12 protein-coding genes are annotated in these 15,288 nt (G+C 54.8%); 1 reads left to right on the top strand and 11 read right to left on the bottom strand.

The window, feature by feature from the left end:
* Nucleotides 1–40: 40 nt before the first annotated feature.
* The 6 genes from Dpoa569_RS19415 to fdhE all read right to left on the bottom strand — a co-directional run bounded on the left by Dpoa569_RS19415 (nucleotide 41) and on the right by fdhE (nucleotide 6,102).
* Entirely contained in the window at nucleotides 41–181 is a 141-nt protein-coding gene (locus tag Dpoa569_RS19415) for a hypothetical protein (protein WP_173023996.1), read from the bottom strand.
* Between the two features lie 121 nt (nucleotides 182–302).
* Nucleotides 303–1,598: a nitrate regulatory protein gene (locus Dpoa569_RS05960; protein WP_146411150.1), complete on the bottom strand. Its 1,296-nt coding sequence runs from the start codon at nucleotides 1,596–1,598 to the stop codon at nucleotides 303–305.
* A gap of 240 nt (nucleotides 1,599–1,838) precedes the next feature.
* Nucleotides 1,839–3,353 carry a glucosyltransferase domain-containing protein gene (locus tag Dpoa569_RS05955; RefSeq protein WP_042871693.1) on the bottom strand — a complete coding sequence of 505 codons (1,515 nt, stop codon included), beginning with the start codon at nucleotides 3,351–3,353 and terminating at the stop codon, nucleotides 1,839–1,841.
* A 40-nt stretch (nucleotides 3,354–3,393) separates the two neighbouring features.
* A complete protein-coding gene (locus tag Dpoa569_RS05950; protein WP_050569486.1) occupies nucleotides 3,394–4,356 on the bottom strand; it encodes a glycosyltransferase family 2 protein in 963 nt (320 codons plus the stop codon).
* Nucleotides 4,353–4,727: a GtrA family protein gene (locus Dpoa569_RS05945; protein ID WP_042871695.1), complete on the bottom strand. Its 375-nt coding sequence runs from the start codon at nucleotides 4,725–4,727 to the stop codon at nucleotides 4,353–4,355. The genes Dpoa569_RS05950 and Dpoa569_RS05945 overlap by 4 nt, the downstream gene beginning before the upstream one ends.
* Nucleotides 4,728–5,175: 448 nt before the next feature.
* Nucleotides 5,176–6,102, bottom strand: a complete 927-nt coding sequence (fdhE, locus tag Dpoa569_RS05940; protein ID WP_042871697.1) for a formate dehydrogenase accessory protein FdhE — start codon at nucleotides 6,100–6,102, stop codon at nucleotides 5,176–5,178.
* 309 nt (nucleotides 6,103–6,411) lie between these two features.
* Between fdhE and Dpoa569_RS05935 the strand changes: the two genes are divergently transcribed.
* Nucleotides 6,412–7,713 (top strand): MFS transporter, encoded by a 1,302-nt coding sequence (locus tag Dpoa569_RS05935; protein WP_042871699.1) that lies wholly within the window; start codon nucleotides 6,412–6,414, stop codon nucleotides 7,711–7,713.
* A 166-nt stretch (nucleotides 7,714–7,879) separates the two neighbouring features.
* Here the strand turns inward: Dpoa569_RS05935 and fdoI are convergent, their stop codons facing one another.
* The 5 genes from fdoI to Dpoa569_RS05910 all read right to left on the bottom strand — a co-directional run bounded on the left by fdoI (nucleotide 7,880) and on the right by Dpoa569_RS05910 (nucleotide 15,259).
* Nucleotides 7,880–8,512: a formate dehydrogenase cytochrome b556 subunit gene (gene fdoI / locus Dpoa569_RS05930; RefSeq protein ID WP_042871701.1), complete on the bottom strand. Its 633-nt coding sequence runs from the start codon at nucleotides 8,510–8,512 to the stop codon at nucleotides 7,880–7,882.
* A complete protein-coding gene (gene fdxH / locus Dpoa569_RS05925) occupies nucleotides 8,499–9,401 on the bottom strand; it encodes a formate dehydrogenase subunit beta (protein WP_042871703.1) in 903 nt (300 codons plus the stop codon). The genes fdoI and fdxH overlap by 14 nt, the downstream gene beginning before the upstream one ends.
* A 15-nt stretch (nucleotides 9,402–9,416) precedes the next feature.
* Nucleotides 9,417–12,467 (bottom strand): formate dehydrogenase-N subunit alpha, encoded by a 3,051-nt coding sequence (fdnG, locus tag Dpoa569_RS05920; protein WP_071604328.1) that lies wholly within the window; start codon nucleotides 12,465–12,467, stop codon nucleotides 9,417–9,419.
* Nucleotides 12,468–13,100: 633 nt separating this feature from the next.
* Nucleotides 13,101–14,522, bottom strand: coding sequence for an aminotransferase-like domain-containing protein (locus tag Dpoa569_RS05915; RefSeq protein ID WP_042874011.1), 1,422 nt, complete (start codon nucleotides 14,520–14,522; stop codon nucleotides 13,101–13,103).
* An 11-nt stretch (nucleotides 14,523–14,533) separates the two neighbouring features.
* Nucleotides 14,534–15,259, bottom strand: coding sequence for a glutamine amidotransferase (locus Dpoa569_RS05910; RefSeq protein WP_322619423.1), 726 nt, complete (start codon nucleotides 15,257–15,259; stop codon nucleotides 14,534–14,536).
* Nucleotides 15,260–15,288 lie beyond the last annotated feature (29 nt).

The raw sequence follows: 15,288 nt of genomic DNA, 5'->3' as shown, positions 1-15,288 counted from the left end.
CAGATATTTCTGTCATCTGACAGCCTATTGAGTGAAGCATCTATGCCGCGTCGGATAGCCGACGTGTCCCCATGCGGCTATTTTGCTCGCCAGAGGCACAGCGAATATTGAGCTGGATCAATTCAGCTGGGATATCCGATGGATTGAAAAACCAGTCAGTCGCCCTTGCGGACTTGCGCATTGTGGCACAATCACCGCTCGCGGCTGCACTGTTATCAGGCACATTACGCACATTTTGCGTGCAGTTTATGTGCGCTTTATGTGCACTCGTTATACACGCCCGGCGCATGTGTTATGGCGGGTTATCGCAAGGGGGCATCCTGAAAAACATCCGCCACCGCCAGCATGGCGGTAGCAATCTCAATGAGCTTTTTGTTCTGGTTCATCGCCATACGTCGCAGGGTTTTGTAAGCCTCTTCCTCGCTCAATCCACGATGTTGCATCAGCAACCCTTTGGCCCGGTCAATTTGACGACGTTCATCCAGCGTCGCCCGCATCGCCGCCAGTTCATGGTCCAATGCCTGCAAGCGTCGCGCCTGCTGCTGCACCAGCGACAACAACGAACGCCCCAGTTGTGGCCGCACACCGTCGCTATTAAGCCAGCCGCCTTGCCCGGCACTGTTCTGTTCCATCTCCGGGCAAGCGATAAACACCGAATAGCTGTGGTCTTCCCCCTGCTGTGCCGCCATCAGGCCGGCGACATCCGCCTGCTGATCAAGACAGGCTTGCTCGGCGGCGGCAATGCGGTCGCGGCACAGCTGCATCAGCACCTGCGCCAGTCGATCTTCGATCTGCTTCATGGCGTCGATGCGTGCCGTCGCCAGCGCAAACCATTGCAGACCACCTTCCGGCGGCAAGTTCTCCGGTAACCGGGTACAGGCGACGCGGCGTAACCGCTCAAACTCCCGGTCGGTCACCAGCGATTGCCACCGCTCGCGGCTGACGTCATCGGCAAAATTGGCGAAGGTATCGAAACAACGCTCCTGACGATCAATCAAATCCAGCAATGTTTGCTGAACGTTGACCGGAAACTCACCAGCGGCAAATGCGGCAGCGCCGACCGCCCGCTCCTGCCCGGCCAGTTCCTTGCCTTGCATAAAACTGAACATCGCCACCAATGCACGGGCAATGACCGGCTCTGCCGCGGTATCCGACACTTCAAATACCAGCGTCAACAGATGGCGGATAATGTCATTAAACACCGTCATCATGTCTGACTGCGGTAAGACGCGCTGATGCATCTGCTGACGCATCGACGGCAATAATCCCAGGGTATACACCACGCTGGCGGCACGGCTGAACAATCGACTGGCCTGCGGCAGCGACCCGGCACGTTGTGCCAAATCATCCAGTTGCGCCATAAACAACGCCTCGGCCTGTTGCACGTCCTGCTCGCGTTGCGACAATTCATCGGCACACAACCGCCCGTCTGAACACAGGAACAGGTTGGAAGTCCCCCGTTCACGCTGCAACATGTGCACCAGTTGGCTGATGCGCCCCACCAGTTCGCCGCTTTGCAGCAAACCACGCAGGCTGTTCAGCTCACACTGGCGCGATGCCATCAGAAAACGAATTGTCGTTGAAGGGTCCGCTACCATTCTCTCTTCTCTCCACGCAGCATATGATGCAACCATGCCGTCATACCACCATGAAGGGTATTCTCCATGCAAAACCCTTTGTACCCAGACAAACCATAGCCTATTTTAGCATAGTGAAGAGGGCTTCCCTGAACGGGTTCAGTTCTCAACAGGCATGGGACGCAGCCTGAAGAGGAAGTAGCCGGGCGATAACACCTAAGCTATTTGCATGATGGTGAAGGCAAAATGAATAGCGGATGATTAGTTGGAACATGGATTGTCCGCAGGCATGATCTGGTTAAATACAATCCATGCATTTTTGCCATCTGTATAGATCGTCCAGAATTTTCGCCTAAGAAGAACCCCTGCATCTTGCGGAGGGGGGACCCGCCCTATTGCAGTGTTACGGATGCCTGACATTTCGAGCTGCTCAGGTAATACCACATATCTTGATTCAAACACGTACCCCAATGCCGGCAGTTGACGTACGGCACAGTTAACAGGAAACAGATTGCTGTATTGGTTTGTCTCGTTGTCGATGTAGATCTTTTCGGCTTGATAAAGGGAGTCATGCTGATTGATATCACCTACAAGCAGGTTAAGAAGCATCGTCTCATTCATTTGCTTCTGGTGCATCACATTCCCGTAGCTGAAGGAAAATGAGAGAACAACCCACAGCGGAAGCACCATAAGCAGGGACAACCTGCGGTCTACGACCTGCAGAGCACGCTGAAAAAACAGTAGCAAAACAACCAGCAGTGGACCTGCTCCCATCAGGATGCGAGCGCCGGCATTGTCTTCATAATCCGCGACTATCAGCCCAATCCCCGGCAGGCTGAGGATAACAGCGGCCAGAGCGAGAACCAACAGCCCTGTTGTCAGCAGTTTGCCGCCACGGCTGCTGGCAACTATCGCCATAACGCCCCCTTGCACCATCCCGACGAGTGAGATGACTGCCAGAGGCAGGAAAATAGCGGCATTCAATGGGGTGATAAAAAAAGCTACCCGACTGTAATAATAGGTAAAACGAAACAGAAGATCCGGGAGACCAAGGAGGACCACGCCGCCGCGGTCGTGCGTTATCATCTGAAAGAAGGTCAAAAAGTACAGGATGCCGCCGAGTAACAGCGAACCGACAAAAAACAGAACCAGGCGGAGAAGGCGCTGAGGTGAACACTGGCAGGACAGTTGATATAACAGATACGCCCCTGCGAGACCGGTAAAAACATGCAGCGAAATCTGATAAATACCGAGAGCGGCGGCCACGCACACGCCAGATGCCAGAAAGTGAAGCCACGTCGCTCGTCTGCTGAAGGTGATAGCCATAATCATAGCGGAAAGACTTATCGTCGCCGTCACGCAGTCGTATTGATAAGACAGAAGCTGGAGGAAAAACGGGTTGTACCACAGCGGTAGCAGCGTGAGGCAATCAATCAAGTTCGGGTCGCGGAACCAGAAGAAAGCCAGACGGGCTAGCGTCAGAGCGATAATCAGCGCCGCACCCAGCAAGGGGAGCGGAAACAGGTTAGGCTCCGCTGCCGTAACCGACAGCAGATTGATTATAAGGTTGGCAACCATCCGCCCTTCGGCCTGCCAGCCGGTACTGGCCTTCAGGGTTCGCCACGTATCGTCGATATAAAGGTAGTTATTAAGCAGCAGTGGCAAAATAAATATAAGCGCTGCAATAACATAAAAAAGGCTAACCTGAGAACGTGATAAAGGACGGTATAAGAAGGCCATACGAGACGCGATTGATGGAGAGATTGAAGCGAACATCGTCTGGTTCCTTTCTGTCATTTTCATGGGTGTGGCGATCTTAAGCCGTGCGGTGGCCCGGCTGACCCGCTTCTCTCCTGCCGCCGGTGACGCTGTCGATGATGTAGCGTGGTCGTCCTTTTGATTCCAGGAAGATCCGCCCCACATATTCGCCAAGTACGCCTATTCCAATCAGCTGCACCCCGCCGAGAAACAACATGACAGTCATTAGCGAGGCGTAACCAGGAACGGCGTTGCCCCAGAAGAGTTTTGATAAAATGACCCAGGCCCCATACCCCAGCGCCCCCCCGGCGATCAACATGCCAATATAGGTCCATACCCGAAGCGGGAAGGTAGAAAACGAAGTAATGCCATCTAGCGCAAGGTTCCACAACCTCCACGCGTTGAACTTTGATGCTCCTGCCGTCCGTGGCGACCGCTGATATTCAACCACGTCAACCCGACCGCCAACCCAGGACATAATTCCTTTCATGAACAGCAGCCGCTCCTGAAGGCTGAGGATCTGCTCCACGCTGCGCCGGGAAAGCAGGCGGAAATCCCCGACATTCTCTTCAATTTTGTCCCGGCTCAATGCGTTGTGGAGTTGATAATAAAGCCGGGCACTAGTTCGTTTCAAAAACGAGTCACTGGTGCGATCAGACCGCCTCGCCAGAACAATATCAGCGCCAGCCTGCCAGCGGACAACCAGCTCAGGTATAAGCTCAACGGGGTCCTGCAGATCCACATCGATTGGGATGACAGCATCTCCCTGCGCGTATTCCAGTCCCGCAAACAACGCGGACTCTTTTCCGAAATTGCGGCTGAAATTCACCAACACCACAAGTTCATCCCGCATCTGAAGCGCCTCAATGGTTTTCCGGGAAGCATCCGTACTGCCGTCGTTAACGAAGACGATTTCCACAATGCAACATGAATCCAGCGTCTTCAGCCCGCGCAAGGCGCGGTAAAAAGGCATAATGCAGCTTTCTTCATTAAATATGGGGACCACTACCGATAACATCATGATGATGGCTCCCTGAAGACAATGCATCGGGCATAAAGATAACCAAAGACTAAACTGACAGCGGAGAACAGAACCAGAGTCAGCAGTGCAGGAAACCGTAAGTGCTGTCCGGCATACCCGGTTAGTCCGGCAAGAACAGCCATAAAACCGACGTACAATCCAAAACGGGCCAAAGATACAGAAGCCCGAAACGTCCAGCGAGCGTTGATGACGTAACTGCAACTGACCGCCACGCAGAATGCAGACAGGTTTGCTACAGCTTGATCTACGGTAAACACGCCCGTCAGTATCAGAAACACGCTCCAGTGAATCAGCGTATTGATTCCGCCTGTGCACAGATAGCGCATAAAGGCGCTGCGGGGCGATAACATTGCGTTGAAACCTCGTTCCACTGATTCAATTCCCAAGCCAAAGAAAGGTTAATAGTTACTTGGTTTTAGAAGCGCTGCCACTTTTTATAGCAAACGTCAACAAAGACTGTAATCAGACTGTTGACAAAGTCCTGACTCATGGGGCGGGACGTTGATCTAATACAATCAGTACCAATATGCGGCTGGTTGATTCTCAGTTCTCGTTAGAATTGGCAGGATGCCGGGGCGATGGTGAGGTGTCCTCAGTTGATGGTATGCGTTTTGTCACGCTTAACACGAATGACGTGTGCGCCCTGGGCATAAACTAAAGCATGACGGATACATCAGAGATGAATGAACGCTGTAAAAACTCTGTGGTATCGATTGGAATCAAAAGAAAGCAATACCACCTCAATAAATAACAACGGCGCTGGTGCCTGAGAACCAACGCCGTTTCAGCAAGCGGGTTCTACTGGCTACTATCCGGGAACAGGAACGGGTTGATACTGCTGCGGGAAAAGCCTTCCTCTTCCATTTTTACATCCAGCACCAGCGAGGCCAAATCGTCCGCCACCGCTTCCACCCGATGATCCTTCTCCTGATACAGCAACTTCAGATAAGTACCGCAATCGTCGCAGCTTTCCACTTTGATAGCCGCATTCTCATCATCCAGCGACCAGTAGTGCAATTTGCCCGACTGTTCGCAATTGCTGCACTTAACGCGCACCATATGCCATTCGGTTTCACACAGGTTGCAGTGCAGATAACGCAGACCGCTGGTGGTGCCGATCTGCACCACACCGGAAACCGGCATACTGCCGCACACCGGGCAGAATTGGCGATGTTCTCCCTGTTCGGCCTGTGCACGCCCCGGCAGTTGCGTGGCCATCTGCGCCCAGTACAACGACAACGCGGCCCAGACAAACGGGGCTTTATCGTTGTTTTCCGCAGTGAATTGCTGGGCGATCAGCGCGTCTGCCAGCGCATCCCACTGCTGAACCGACATTTTCTCCAGGTTTTCCAGCGTGGCAAGCACCTGGCCGCTGGCATTAGCCTTGAGTTCTTCAATCAACGCCTTGAGCAACACATGCCAGTGCGGATCGCGCGCCAGCGTGGCGGCATCCAGCGGTAACCGACCCGCGCTGTGGTGCAACACGTCGGTTAAATCCTTCTCCAGAGGGTGGTCATGGCGCACTTTTTCCTGTGCTTCTACCACCTCGGCGGCAAACAGCAGGTAATCCGCCAGCGGGTGATCCTGCGCCAACTGGTGCAAGCGCTCAGCTCGGCCACGGTACAGACTTTTCAGGTTAGCAAACAGCAAAGGAGGAATGACGCCGATGGTTGAGGTTTTCTCACTGTCGGCCAGTTGCTCCTGCGGCACAATACGAATACTCATCAGGTGATATTTCCTGTTTATCCATGTTGAATAGGCCACGCCCTTATGGCGCCGGTCCCGTTCTGATGCCCTCATGTTAACAGGTTATTCCCTACAATAAGGAGCGATTTTCCGAACTGTGCTCAGGCGTAGAAAACATCAGCCAAACTGGATGGACACAACCGGCCATCAACCGCACAATTGGGCGGCTGTCCTATACTGAGCGTATCCAGGCAGCTTCCATTTATTTCGTATGGCGGAATGCACATGATGAAGACACGCCGCCGATGCGCATAACAATAACGCTGTCTAACGCTGGAAACGACATACATGACTGCAGTGAATTCTCACAATCCCACATCGGGCGCTGAATGGGTTTACCGCAAAATTGCCTGGCGGTTGATTCCCTTTTTGTGCCTGTGCTATCTCGCCGCTTATCTTGATCGCATCAATATCGGGCTGGCGAAACTACAGATGGCGAATCAGTTGGCGCTCAACGATGTCGCCTTTGGTCTGGGCGCCGGGTTATTCTTCGTCGGCTACATCTTGTTTGAAGTGCCGAGCAACCTGATTCTGCAACGCGTCGGCGCCCGCATATGGATTGCACGCATCATGATCAGTTGGGGGTTGCTGTCTGCCGGGACAATGTTCGTCACTACGCCAACCCAGTTCTATGTACTGCGTTTTTTACTTGGCGCGGCGGAAGCCGGCTTTCTGCCCGGCGTGCTGTTCTACCTGACACGCTGGTTCCCCTCCTGGCGGCGTGGGCGCATTATTTCACTGTTTATGATCGGTCTGCCGCTCTCAAGCGTAGTGGGCGGCCCGCTGTCAGGCTGGATCATGTCGTATTTTGATTTGGCTTACGGGTTGCACGGCTGGCAATGGATGTTCCTGCTGGAGGGCCTGCCAAGCGTACTGCTTGGCGTGCTGACCTTCTGGCTGCTGCCGGAAGCGGTTGATCAGGCGCACTGGCTGAGCGAGACGGATAAAGCGCAGGTACACGCCGATCTGGCGATAGATACCCGTGAAGCACCTCATCTGAAGCACCGTTTTCGTGACGGCTTCCTGAACCTGAAAGTCTGGATGCTGGGCGGCATCGACTTTTCAATTTTGCTGTGCGCTTATGCCATGGGGTTCTGGCTGCCGACCTTCATTAAAAAGGCCGGCGTGGCCGATCTTGGGCAGATTGGTTTGTTGACGGCGGTTCCCAGCCTCGCGGCTCTGGCGGGCATGGTGCTGCTTGGCGTCAGCTCTGACCGGTTGCGCGAACGGCGCTGGCACATCATCGTGCCATTTTGGCTCGGTGCGGCGGCGATGGCGGCCAGCACCCTCTTCACCCAAAACATCGTGATGACGGTGTTGCTGTTCTCGGTGGCGCAGGCCGCCATCATCGGTACTGTGCCGGTGTTCTTCAGCCTGCCGGCCACCTTTCTCACGGGCACCGCCGCCGCCACCGGATTCGCGCTGGCCTGTTCGCTGGCGAATATCGCCGGTCTGGTCAGCAATTCAATCATGGGGTTTGCGATGGAGTTAACCGGCAGCGGTAGCGGCGCGCTGTGGTTCTTTGCTTTCTGCCTGCTACTCAGCTCACTGCTGGTGGTGGCGCTACCGGCAAAACTGGTCAATAGGTGAGTTAGGCTGTAGGCAAACAGCCATGTTGCTTTGTGAACGAGTAAGTTTGTCTGATCAGGGAAGTGTTTCGTGCAAGATAAACGGTATCGTTTCTTTGTTACCTCATCGCACGCACGACAAGGAGAGGCTCAACGCCGCCTCTCCTTGACCTGGTTTGCAATGAGGATCAGTGCTTATCCTGCCCTTTGGATTGCAGCTCACGATACCAGCGAGGATGATGTTTCTTCGCCCAACTGCTGGATACCCAGCCCTCCACCATCGCAGTGATGGTGCCCTTCACCCACAACGCAGCGTACACATGCACCATGATGGTTAGGATCAACCCGACAGCGGATACCGAATGCACCACCAGAGCCGCGCGGATCACCGGAATGGAGAATGACGGCGCGAAGTATGGCCGCCAGACAACAATCCCGCTCGCCAGCAACAGCAGCAGGCAGAGAATCGCCAGCCAGAACACACACTTTTGACCAAAGTTATAACGACCGGTATCGCCAACTTCTTCGTTACGGGCGATCTTGTGGATGTTCTTCGCCCACTCCAGATCGCTGCGTTCAATCAGGTTGTGTTTCCAGTAGCGTAAAAACATCAGCAGGAAAGCGACAAACATCACCACCCCGACAAACGGGTGCAGGATGCGCGCCAGTTGCGGCGTACCCAGCACATTCATCAGCCAGTTGAGCGACGGGAAGAAAAACCCCAGCCCGCTCAGTGCAGCGAACACAAAACAGAACGCCACAATCCAGTGATTAATGCGCTCAGGGGCGCTGTAACGCTGAATCCGATTACTCTTTTTCATGCTGCTTGCCCTCATGGTGCGCGTCATCGTCCTCTTCTACCCGGTTCGGGCCGATACCCACGTAGTGGAATACGCTGGCCGCGAAGGTGGCGGCAAAGCCGATGGCCGCCAACGGTTTCCAGATGCCTTTCCAGAAGGTGACTGCCGGGCTGATGCTCGGATTAGCCGGCAGGCCGTTGTACAACTCCGGCCTGTCTGCGTGGTGCAGCACGTACATCACGTGCGTGCCGCCCACCCCTGCCGGGTCGTACAGACCGGCGTTCTTGTAACCCCGGCTGTTCAGGTCTTTCACCCGCTCAGTTGCCAACACTTTCATTTCGTCCTTGGTGCCGAAATGAATCGCGCCGGTCGGGCAGGTCTTCACGCATGACGGTTCCTGACCCACTTCGACCCGGTCAACACACAGGGTGCACTTGTACACCTTGTTGTCGTCCTTGTTGATGCGTGGCACGTTGAACGGGCAGCCAGCAATACAGTAGCCGCAACCGATGCAGTGTTCAGACTGAAAATCGACGATGCCGTTGGCGTACTGGATAATCGCCCCTTCCGACGGACACGCCTTCAGGCAGCCCGGATCGGCACAGTGCATACAGCCGTCCTTGCGGATCAGCCACTCCAGTTTGCCGTTTTCCTCGAACTCCGCGAAACGCATCACCGTCCAGGATTTGGCGCTCAGATCGGTCGGGTTGTCATAGACACCAACGTTGTGCCCCACGTCATCGCGGATGTCATTCCACTCGGAGCACGCCACCTGACAGGCTTTGCAGCCGATACAGGTAGTGACGTCGATCAGTTTGGCAACCTGCTCTTTGTGGTTGCGGGCCTGCGGCGGCGGCGTCAGTGAGTTGGTCGCGGAGCGACGGATGATATCTTGTGATTGCATTGCCATAGTGTTTCTCCGCGACTACGCTTTTTCCACATTGACCAGAAACGCCTTGTATTCCGGCGTCTGACTGTTGGCGTCACCGACATGCGGCGTCAGGATATTCGCCATAAAGCCTTTCTGGGTGGTGCCTTCAAAGCCCCAGTGACAAGGCACGCCGATGGTTTCCACCGGTTTGCCCTGAATCGTCAGGGTACGGATACGCTTGGTGACGACCGCTTTCGCCTTGATATAGCCTCGTTTGCTGCTGACTTTCACCACATCGCCGGCCTGAATGCCCCTGAGCTTCGCCAGCCCTTCGCCGATTTCAACAAACTGTTCCGGCTGAACGATGGCGTTAAGTCGCGCGTGCTTGGTCCAGTGGCGGAACAACTCGGTAATCGAATACGTGGTGGCGACGAACGGAAACTCCTCCGCCGTTCCCATACGCGAGCGGTCCGCTTCCAGAATGCGCGCGACCGGGTTGATTAGCGCCTTGCTGTACACCGGGTTAGTTTTCAGCGGCGATTCGGTTGGCTCGTAATGCGCCGGGAACGGACCTTCCGCCATTTTGTCGATGGCGAACAGACGGCCCAGTCCCTCAGCCTGCATGATGAACGGCCCGGCAGCACTGCCCGGTGGCACAGTGGCGGCAAAATCCGGCACGTCAACGCCGGTCCACTTCTGACCATTCCAGCGAATCAGCTCACGTTTCGGGTCCCACGGGCGACCTTGCTCGTCCGCCGAAGCGCGGTTATAGAGAATTCGGCGGTTCTGTGGCCAGCACCAGGCCCATCCCGGCGTACAACCGAGGCCCGACGGGTCGGCGTTGTCGCGGCGCGCCATCTGGTTGCCCGCCTCTGTCCACGAGCCGGTGTAAATCCAGCAAAAACTGGCGGTAGAGCCATCATCGCGCAACAGAGAGAAGTCAGGCAGCAGTTGGCCTTTCTTCAGCAACAGGTTGCCTTTGTCATCGAACAGATCCGCCAGCGCGCGACCATTGGCCTCTTTGGTGATCTCTTCGGCGGACGGATCTTCCGGCTGCTGGTAATCCCAGCTCATATTGAGCACAGGCGCCGGATTCGCGCCGCCTTCTTTGGCATACAGCTCGCGCAGACGCAGAAACAGACCCGCGATGATTACGCCATCGTGACGAGCCTCACCCGGTGGCTCAGCGCCCTGATAGTGCCACTGCAACCAACGACCAGAGTTAACGATGGAACCGTTTTCTTCAGCAAAACAACTGGACGGCAGGCGGAACACCTCGGTCTGAATCTTAGCGGGATCAACATCATTCAGTTCGCCGTGGTTCTGCCAGAAATTGGAGGTTTCCGTCGCCAGCGGGTCGATGATCACCAGATATTTCAGCTTCGCCAGCGCATCGCGCGCCTTATTGGAGTCCGCAAAGGCGGCTATCGGGTTGAAACCCTGCACGATGTAGCCATTGACCTTACCATCCAGCATCATGCGGGAGTAAGCCAGCGCATCGTAGCTTTTGTCCCATTTCGGCAACCAGTCGTAACCCCAGTCGTTCTCTTTTTGCGCCTTATCGCCCCAAAAGCTCTTCATCATGCTGATAAAAAACTTAGGTGTGTTCTTCCAGTAGTTGACCTGATCCGCCAGCAACGCTTTCGGGGTGATCTGATCCAGATAGTCTTTCAGCGTGGTCTGTTTTTCCGACGGCAACGGCATGTAGCCCGGCAGGTTCAACGACAGCAAGCCCAGATCGGTATAGCCCTGAATGTTGGAATGACCGCGCAATGCATTCACGCCGCCCCCCGCCATGCCGACGTTGCCCAACAGCAACTGAATCATCCCCGCAGTACGGATCATCTGCGCACCGGCGGTGTGTTGCGTCCAGCCCAATGCGTACATGATGGTCGCGGTGCGATCCGGCACACAGGTTGAGGCCAGCAAATCACAAATGGTGAGAAAATCCTGTTTTGGCGTGCCGCAAACATTCGTCACCAGATCCGGCGTGTAACGGCTGACATGCTCTTTCAACAGGTTCCAGACGCAACGCGGATGGCTCAGGGTGTCATCGCGTTTGGCAAAACCGTTTTCATCCAGTTCATACTGCCAGCTGGTGCGGTCATACTTACGCTCCTTTGCGTCGTAGCCGCTGAAAATACCTTCATCAAAATGGTAATCATCACGCACGACCAGACTGGCGTTGGTGTAAGCCTTCACATATTGCATCTGCACCTTGCCGTGGCTCAGCAGGTAGTTCACCACACCCAGCAGGAAGGTGATGTCGGAACCGGCGCGAATCGGCGAGTAGAGATCCGCGACGGCGGCGGAACGGTTGAAACGCGGGTCAACCACGATCAACTTGGCACCATTGTGAATTTTGGCTTCTACCGCCCATTTAAAACCAACCGGGTGCGCTTCCGCCGGGTTGCCGCCCATCACCAGAATGATGTTGGCGTTTTTGATGTCTACCCAGTTGTTGGTCATGGCGCCACGGCCAAAAGTCGGCGCCAGCGCCGCCACCGTTGGAGCATGACAGAGGCGTGCCTGGGTATCGATACCGACCATCCCCAGCGCACGAGAGAATTTCTGATCAAGAATCCCAGTTTCATTACTGGCTGCTGACGAGCACAACATCCCGGTGGTCAACCAACGGTTAACCGTCACCCCGGCGGCGTTTTTCTCGACGAAATTGGCGTCACGGTCTTTTTTCATCAGGCGGGCGATACGTTCAAACGCCTCTTCCCAACTGATGCGTTGCCACTTGTCAGACCCTGGTGCGCGATATTCCGGGTATGTCAGACGCTGATCGCTGTGGATAAAATCCACCAGACCCGCGCCTTTCGGGCACAGCGCCCCCCGGCTGACCGGATGATCCGGATCGCCTTCGATATGGTAAATGGAGGCGTTGGCGTTTTTAGCGCCATCGCCGAGGCTGTACATCAAAATGCCGCACCCGACTGAACAGTAGGTGCAATTATTGCGCGTCTCTTTGGCGCGCAATAATTTATATTGCCGCGTTTCGGCTAACGCCGCGCTGGGTGAAAAGCCCAGTGCGGTGACCGTCGTTCCGGCCATACCGCCTGCGCATATTTTAAAGAACTGTCTTCTGCTGACCTGCATGGGAGATTCCTCGCACGACATCACTCAGAGCTATACCCGTCATACGTCGAATTGCAGGTCCATCGGCTGTGCTATCAGGCTCACCTGAGCCCTACCCTGAAAAGGCAACGCGCGGCGTTGTTCAACACGTTGTCCCGCAACTCTGATTATTGGGGGTAATATCGTATTTTATGTATTAATACTTTATTAATATGAATGAATGCTGACAGGGTGAGTGCATAAAACCCTATCAAACATATGTATTATGTACCGACGAATAAAAAGCGCCAATTAATTATCTCAATAACAACAAATAAGTCACAATTCGTCGTAGCACGGCTGTTTTTTAACGTTATCACACAGTTAAGAATAATCATTCTCATTATCAATGAGGATCAACCCCTTGTATCGCTGTATATTTATTTACATATCGATTGCAGGCGAGTGTTCTCTTCCACGTTATACCAACAAGAAATAATTAAGATTTTCTTTATAAACAAAACAAAGTATCTGTTCCTTCGACAAAAGAGGAATACCACGTCTGATGATAAAAAAATAAATACCGCAGACGGCGTAAAATAAATAACGCCCGACATGATATGACCGTGAATCGATTATTTTTGATGGGAAACGATAAATAACGCGGGTTACCGATCAGGACGAGGAGAGTGCGTTTTTCAACAACATCGCCAACGCGATAATGGCGTTTTCTGTTTTCTCCTGCCATTCGAAGGAGGTATTCATACGGAAATAGCGATCAAACTTATCGCTGGTAGTGAACATCCTGCCCGGCGCAATACTGATGCCTTGCACCAGCGCCTGCTGATAAAGTTCAACGCTATTGAACCCTTGCGGCAGCGCCAGCCACAGAAAATAGCCGCCGTCAGCGTAATAAATATCCACACCGGCAGGAAAATGCGCCTTCATCGCCTGATACAACCGATGCTTGCGTTGCTCCAGAGTACGTCGTAAGCGCCGCAAATGGCTATCGTAACTACTGGTCGCCAGATAATCGGCCACCGCCAATTGCATCGGTGCACTGGCAGACAGTGTACTCATCAGTTGCAGCCGCTGGACACCTTGCGCAAAGCGGCCTGCCGCCACCCAACCAACACGAAATCCGGCGACCAGATTTTTTGAAAACGAAGAGCAGTGCAGTACCTGGCCTTGCGTATCCAACGCTTTGACCGGCAGCGGCCGATGAGGACCGGCGTACAGCTCACTGTAGACATCATCTTCAATCAACGGTACCTGATGCTCGCTCAACAGCGCGGCCAGTTGCTGCTTTTTCTCCCATGCCAGCGTACAACCGAGCGGGTTATGAAAATTGGTCATCAGCCAGCAAGCGCGGATCGGATAGTCCTGCAATGCCTGTCGCAATGCCGCCAGATCAATACCGGTATGCGGATGCGTGGCGATAGCGATGGCTTTCAGTTGTAAACGTTCGATAGCCTGCAATGCGCCGTAAAACGACGGTGATTCCACCACTACGTAATCGCCGGGGCGAGTCAACATCTGCAAGCTGAGGTTGAGTGACTCCATCGCGCCGCTGGTAATGACTATTTCCTCCGGCGATACCGCGATACCTTGCAGCGCATAGCGCTGGGCAATCTGTTTGCGTAGCCGCTCGTTGCCGGGCGGCAGGTTGTCCAGCGCACTCTCCGGTTGCATACGGCGCGCTACCGTTGCCAGTGAGCGCGTCAGTTGACGTTGGGGAAATAACCTTGGGTCGGGAAAAGCAGAACCAAACGGCACCATACCGGGTGAACGGCTGGCGTGCAACACATCGAAGATAAAGCGATTGACGTCAACCTTTTCCGTCAGATGCACCACATCGCCACTGGCTGGCGGCGCAATCGGCCTTTCAATACTCGGCGCGGCGTAATAGCCAGACTGCGGACGCGACACAATCCAGCCCTGACTTTCCAGCAACTGGTAGGAATGAAGCACCGTCATCAGGCTCAGGCCGGATTGCACCACTTTTTCGCGCAGCGACGGCAGTTTTTCCCCCGGTTGCCAGATACCCGCCTGTAACTGCTCGCGCATCTGGTCAGCCAGTTGTTCGAACTTAGCCAGTGCCATGCTCCTTAGCGGGACAACGCCTGCCGGACAAAATCCCGCAGCAACCGCCGCGCCCACACCGGTTCAGCGCTGTCGGTGATTTCCGGCAAGGCGCAGTGGCGCAGGCAGGCGTTCATCACTGCCGCATCCATTTCCGGGTGAAACTGGAATGATAAGGTATGCGACGTGTAACGAATAATCTGGCATCCATCCTGTTCCGATGTCGCCAGCACCTGAGCACCCGGCGGCGGTGTCACCACCGACTGGAGATGGCTAAGGTAGGCGCTGAATTGCGTCGGCATCGTTGTCAGCAGCGCATCAGTTACGGCATGGTCATGCAGCGTTACCGTCTTCAGCCCCATTTCCCGCCCATTAGGGTTATCCGCCACCGTGCCGCCCAACGCATGAGCTAACAGTTGATGACCGTAGCACACGCCCAGCACCGGCAACCCGACCTGCACGCTCTGGCGTAGCCACTCAGCGGTACGCTCGCTCCAGTCCAGCCGGTCAGTCACCATCGACCAGGAGCCGCTGATAATAGCGGCATCATGCTCGCCGGGATGCGGCAAGGCGTCACCGGCGTCTGGCCGCACCACATGCAGTTGCACGCCTTCATCGGCCAGTGCGCTGCAAAACCAGTCAGCCTGCTGACCGACAGCCTGCGCGATAGGCTCAGGGGGTTCACCCATCTGTACGATGAGTAAAGAAGGAGAGCGTAATGAGGAAGGACAATCTGCGTTTCGCATCGTCATAGCGCGTCGCTGGCCTCGAAGAACGGTAA

This window comes from Dickeya poaceiphila (genome assembly GCF_007858975.2).
Taxonomy (GTDB): domain Bacteria; phylum Pseudomonadota; class Gammaproteobacteria; order Enterobacterales; family Enterobacteriaceae; genus Dickeya; species Dickeya poaceiphila.
The sequence above is the reverse complement of the archived record's forward strand: the minus strand, read 5'-3'. Positions and strand labels throughout refer to the sequence as shown.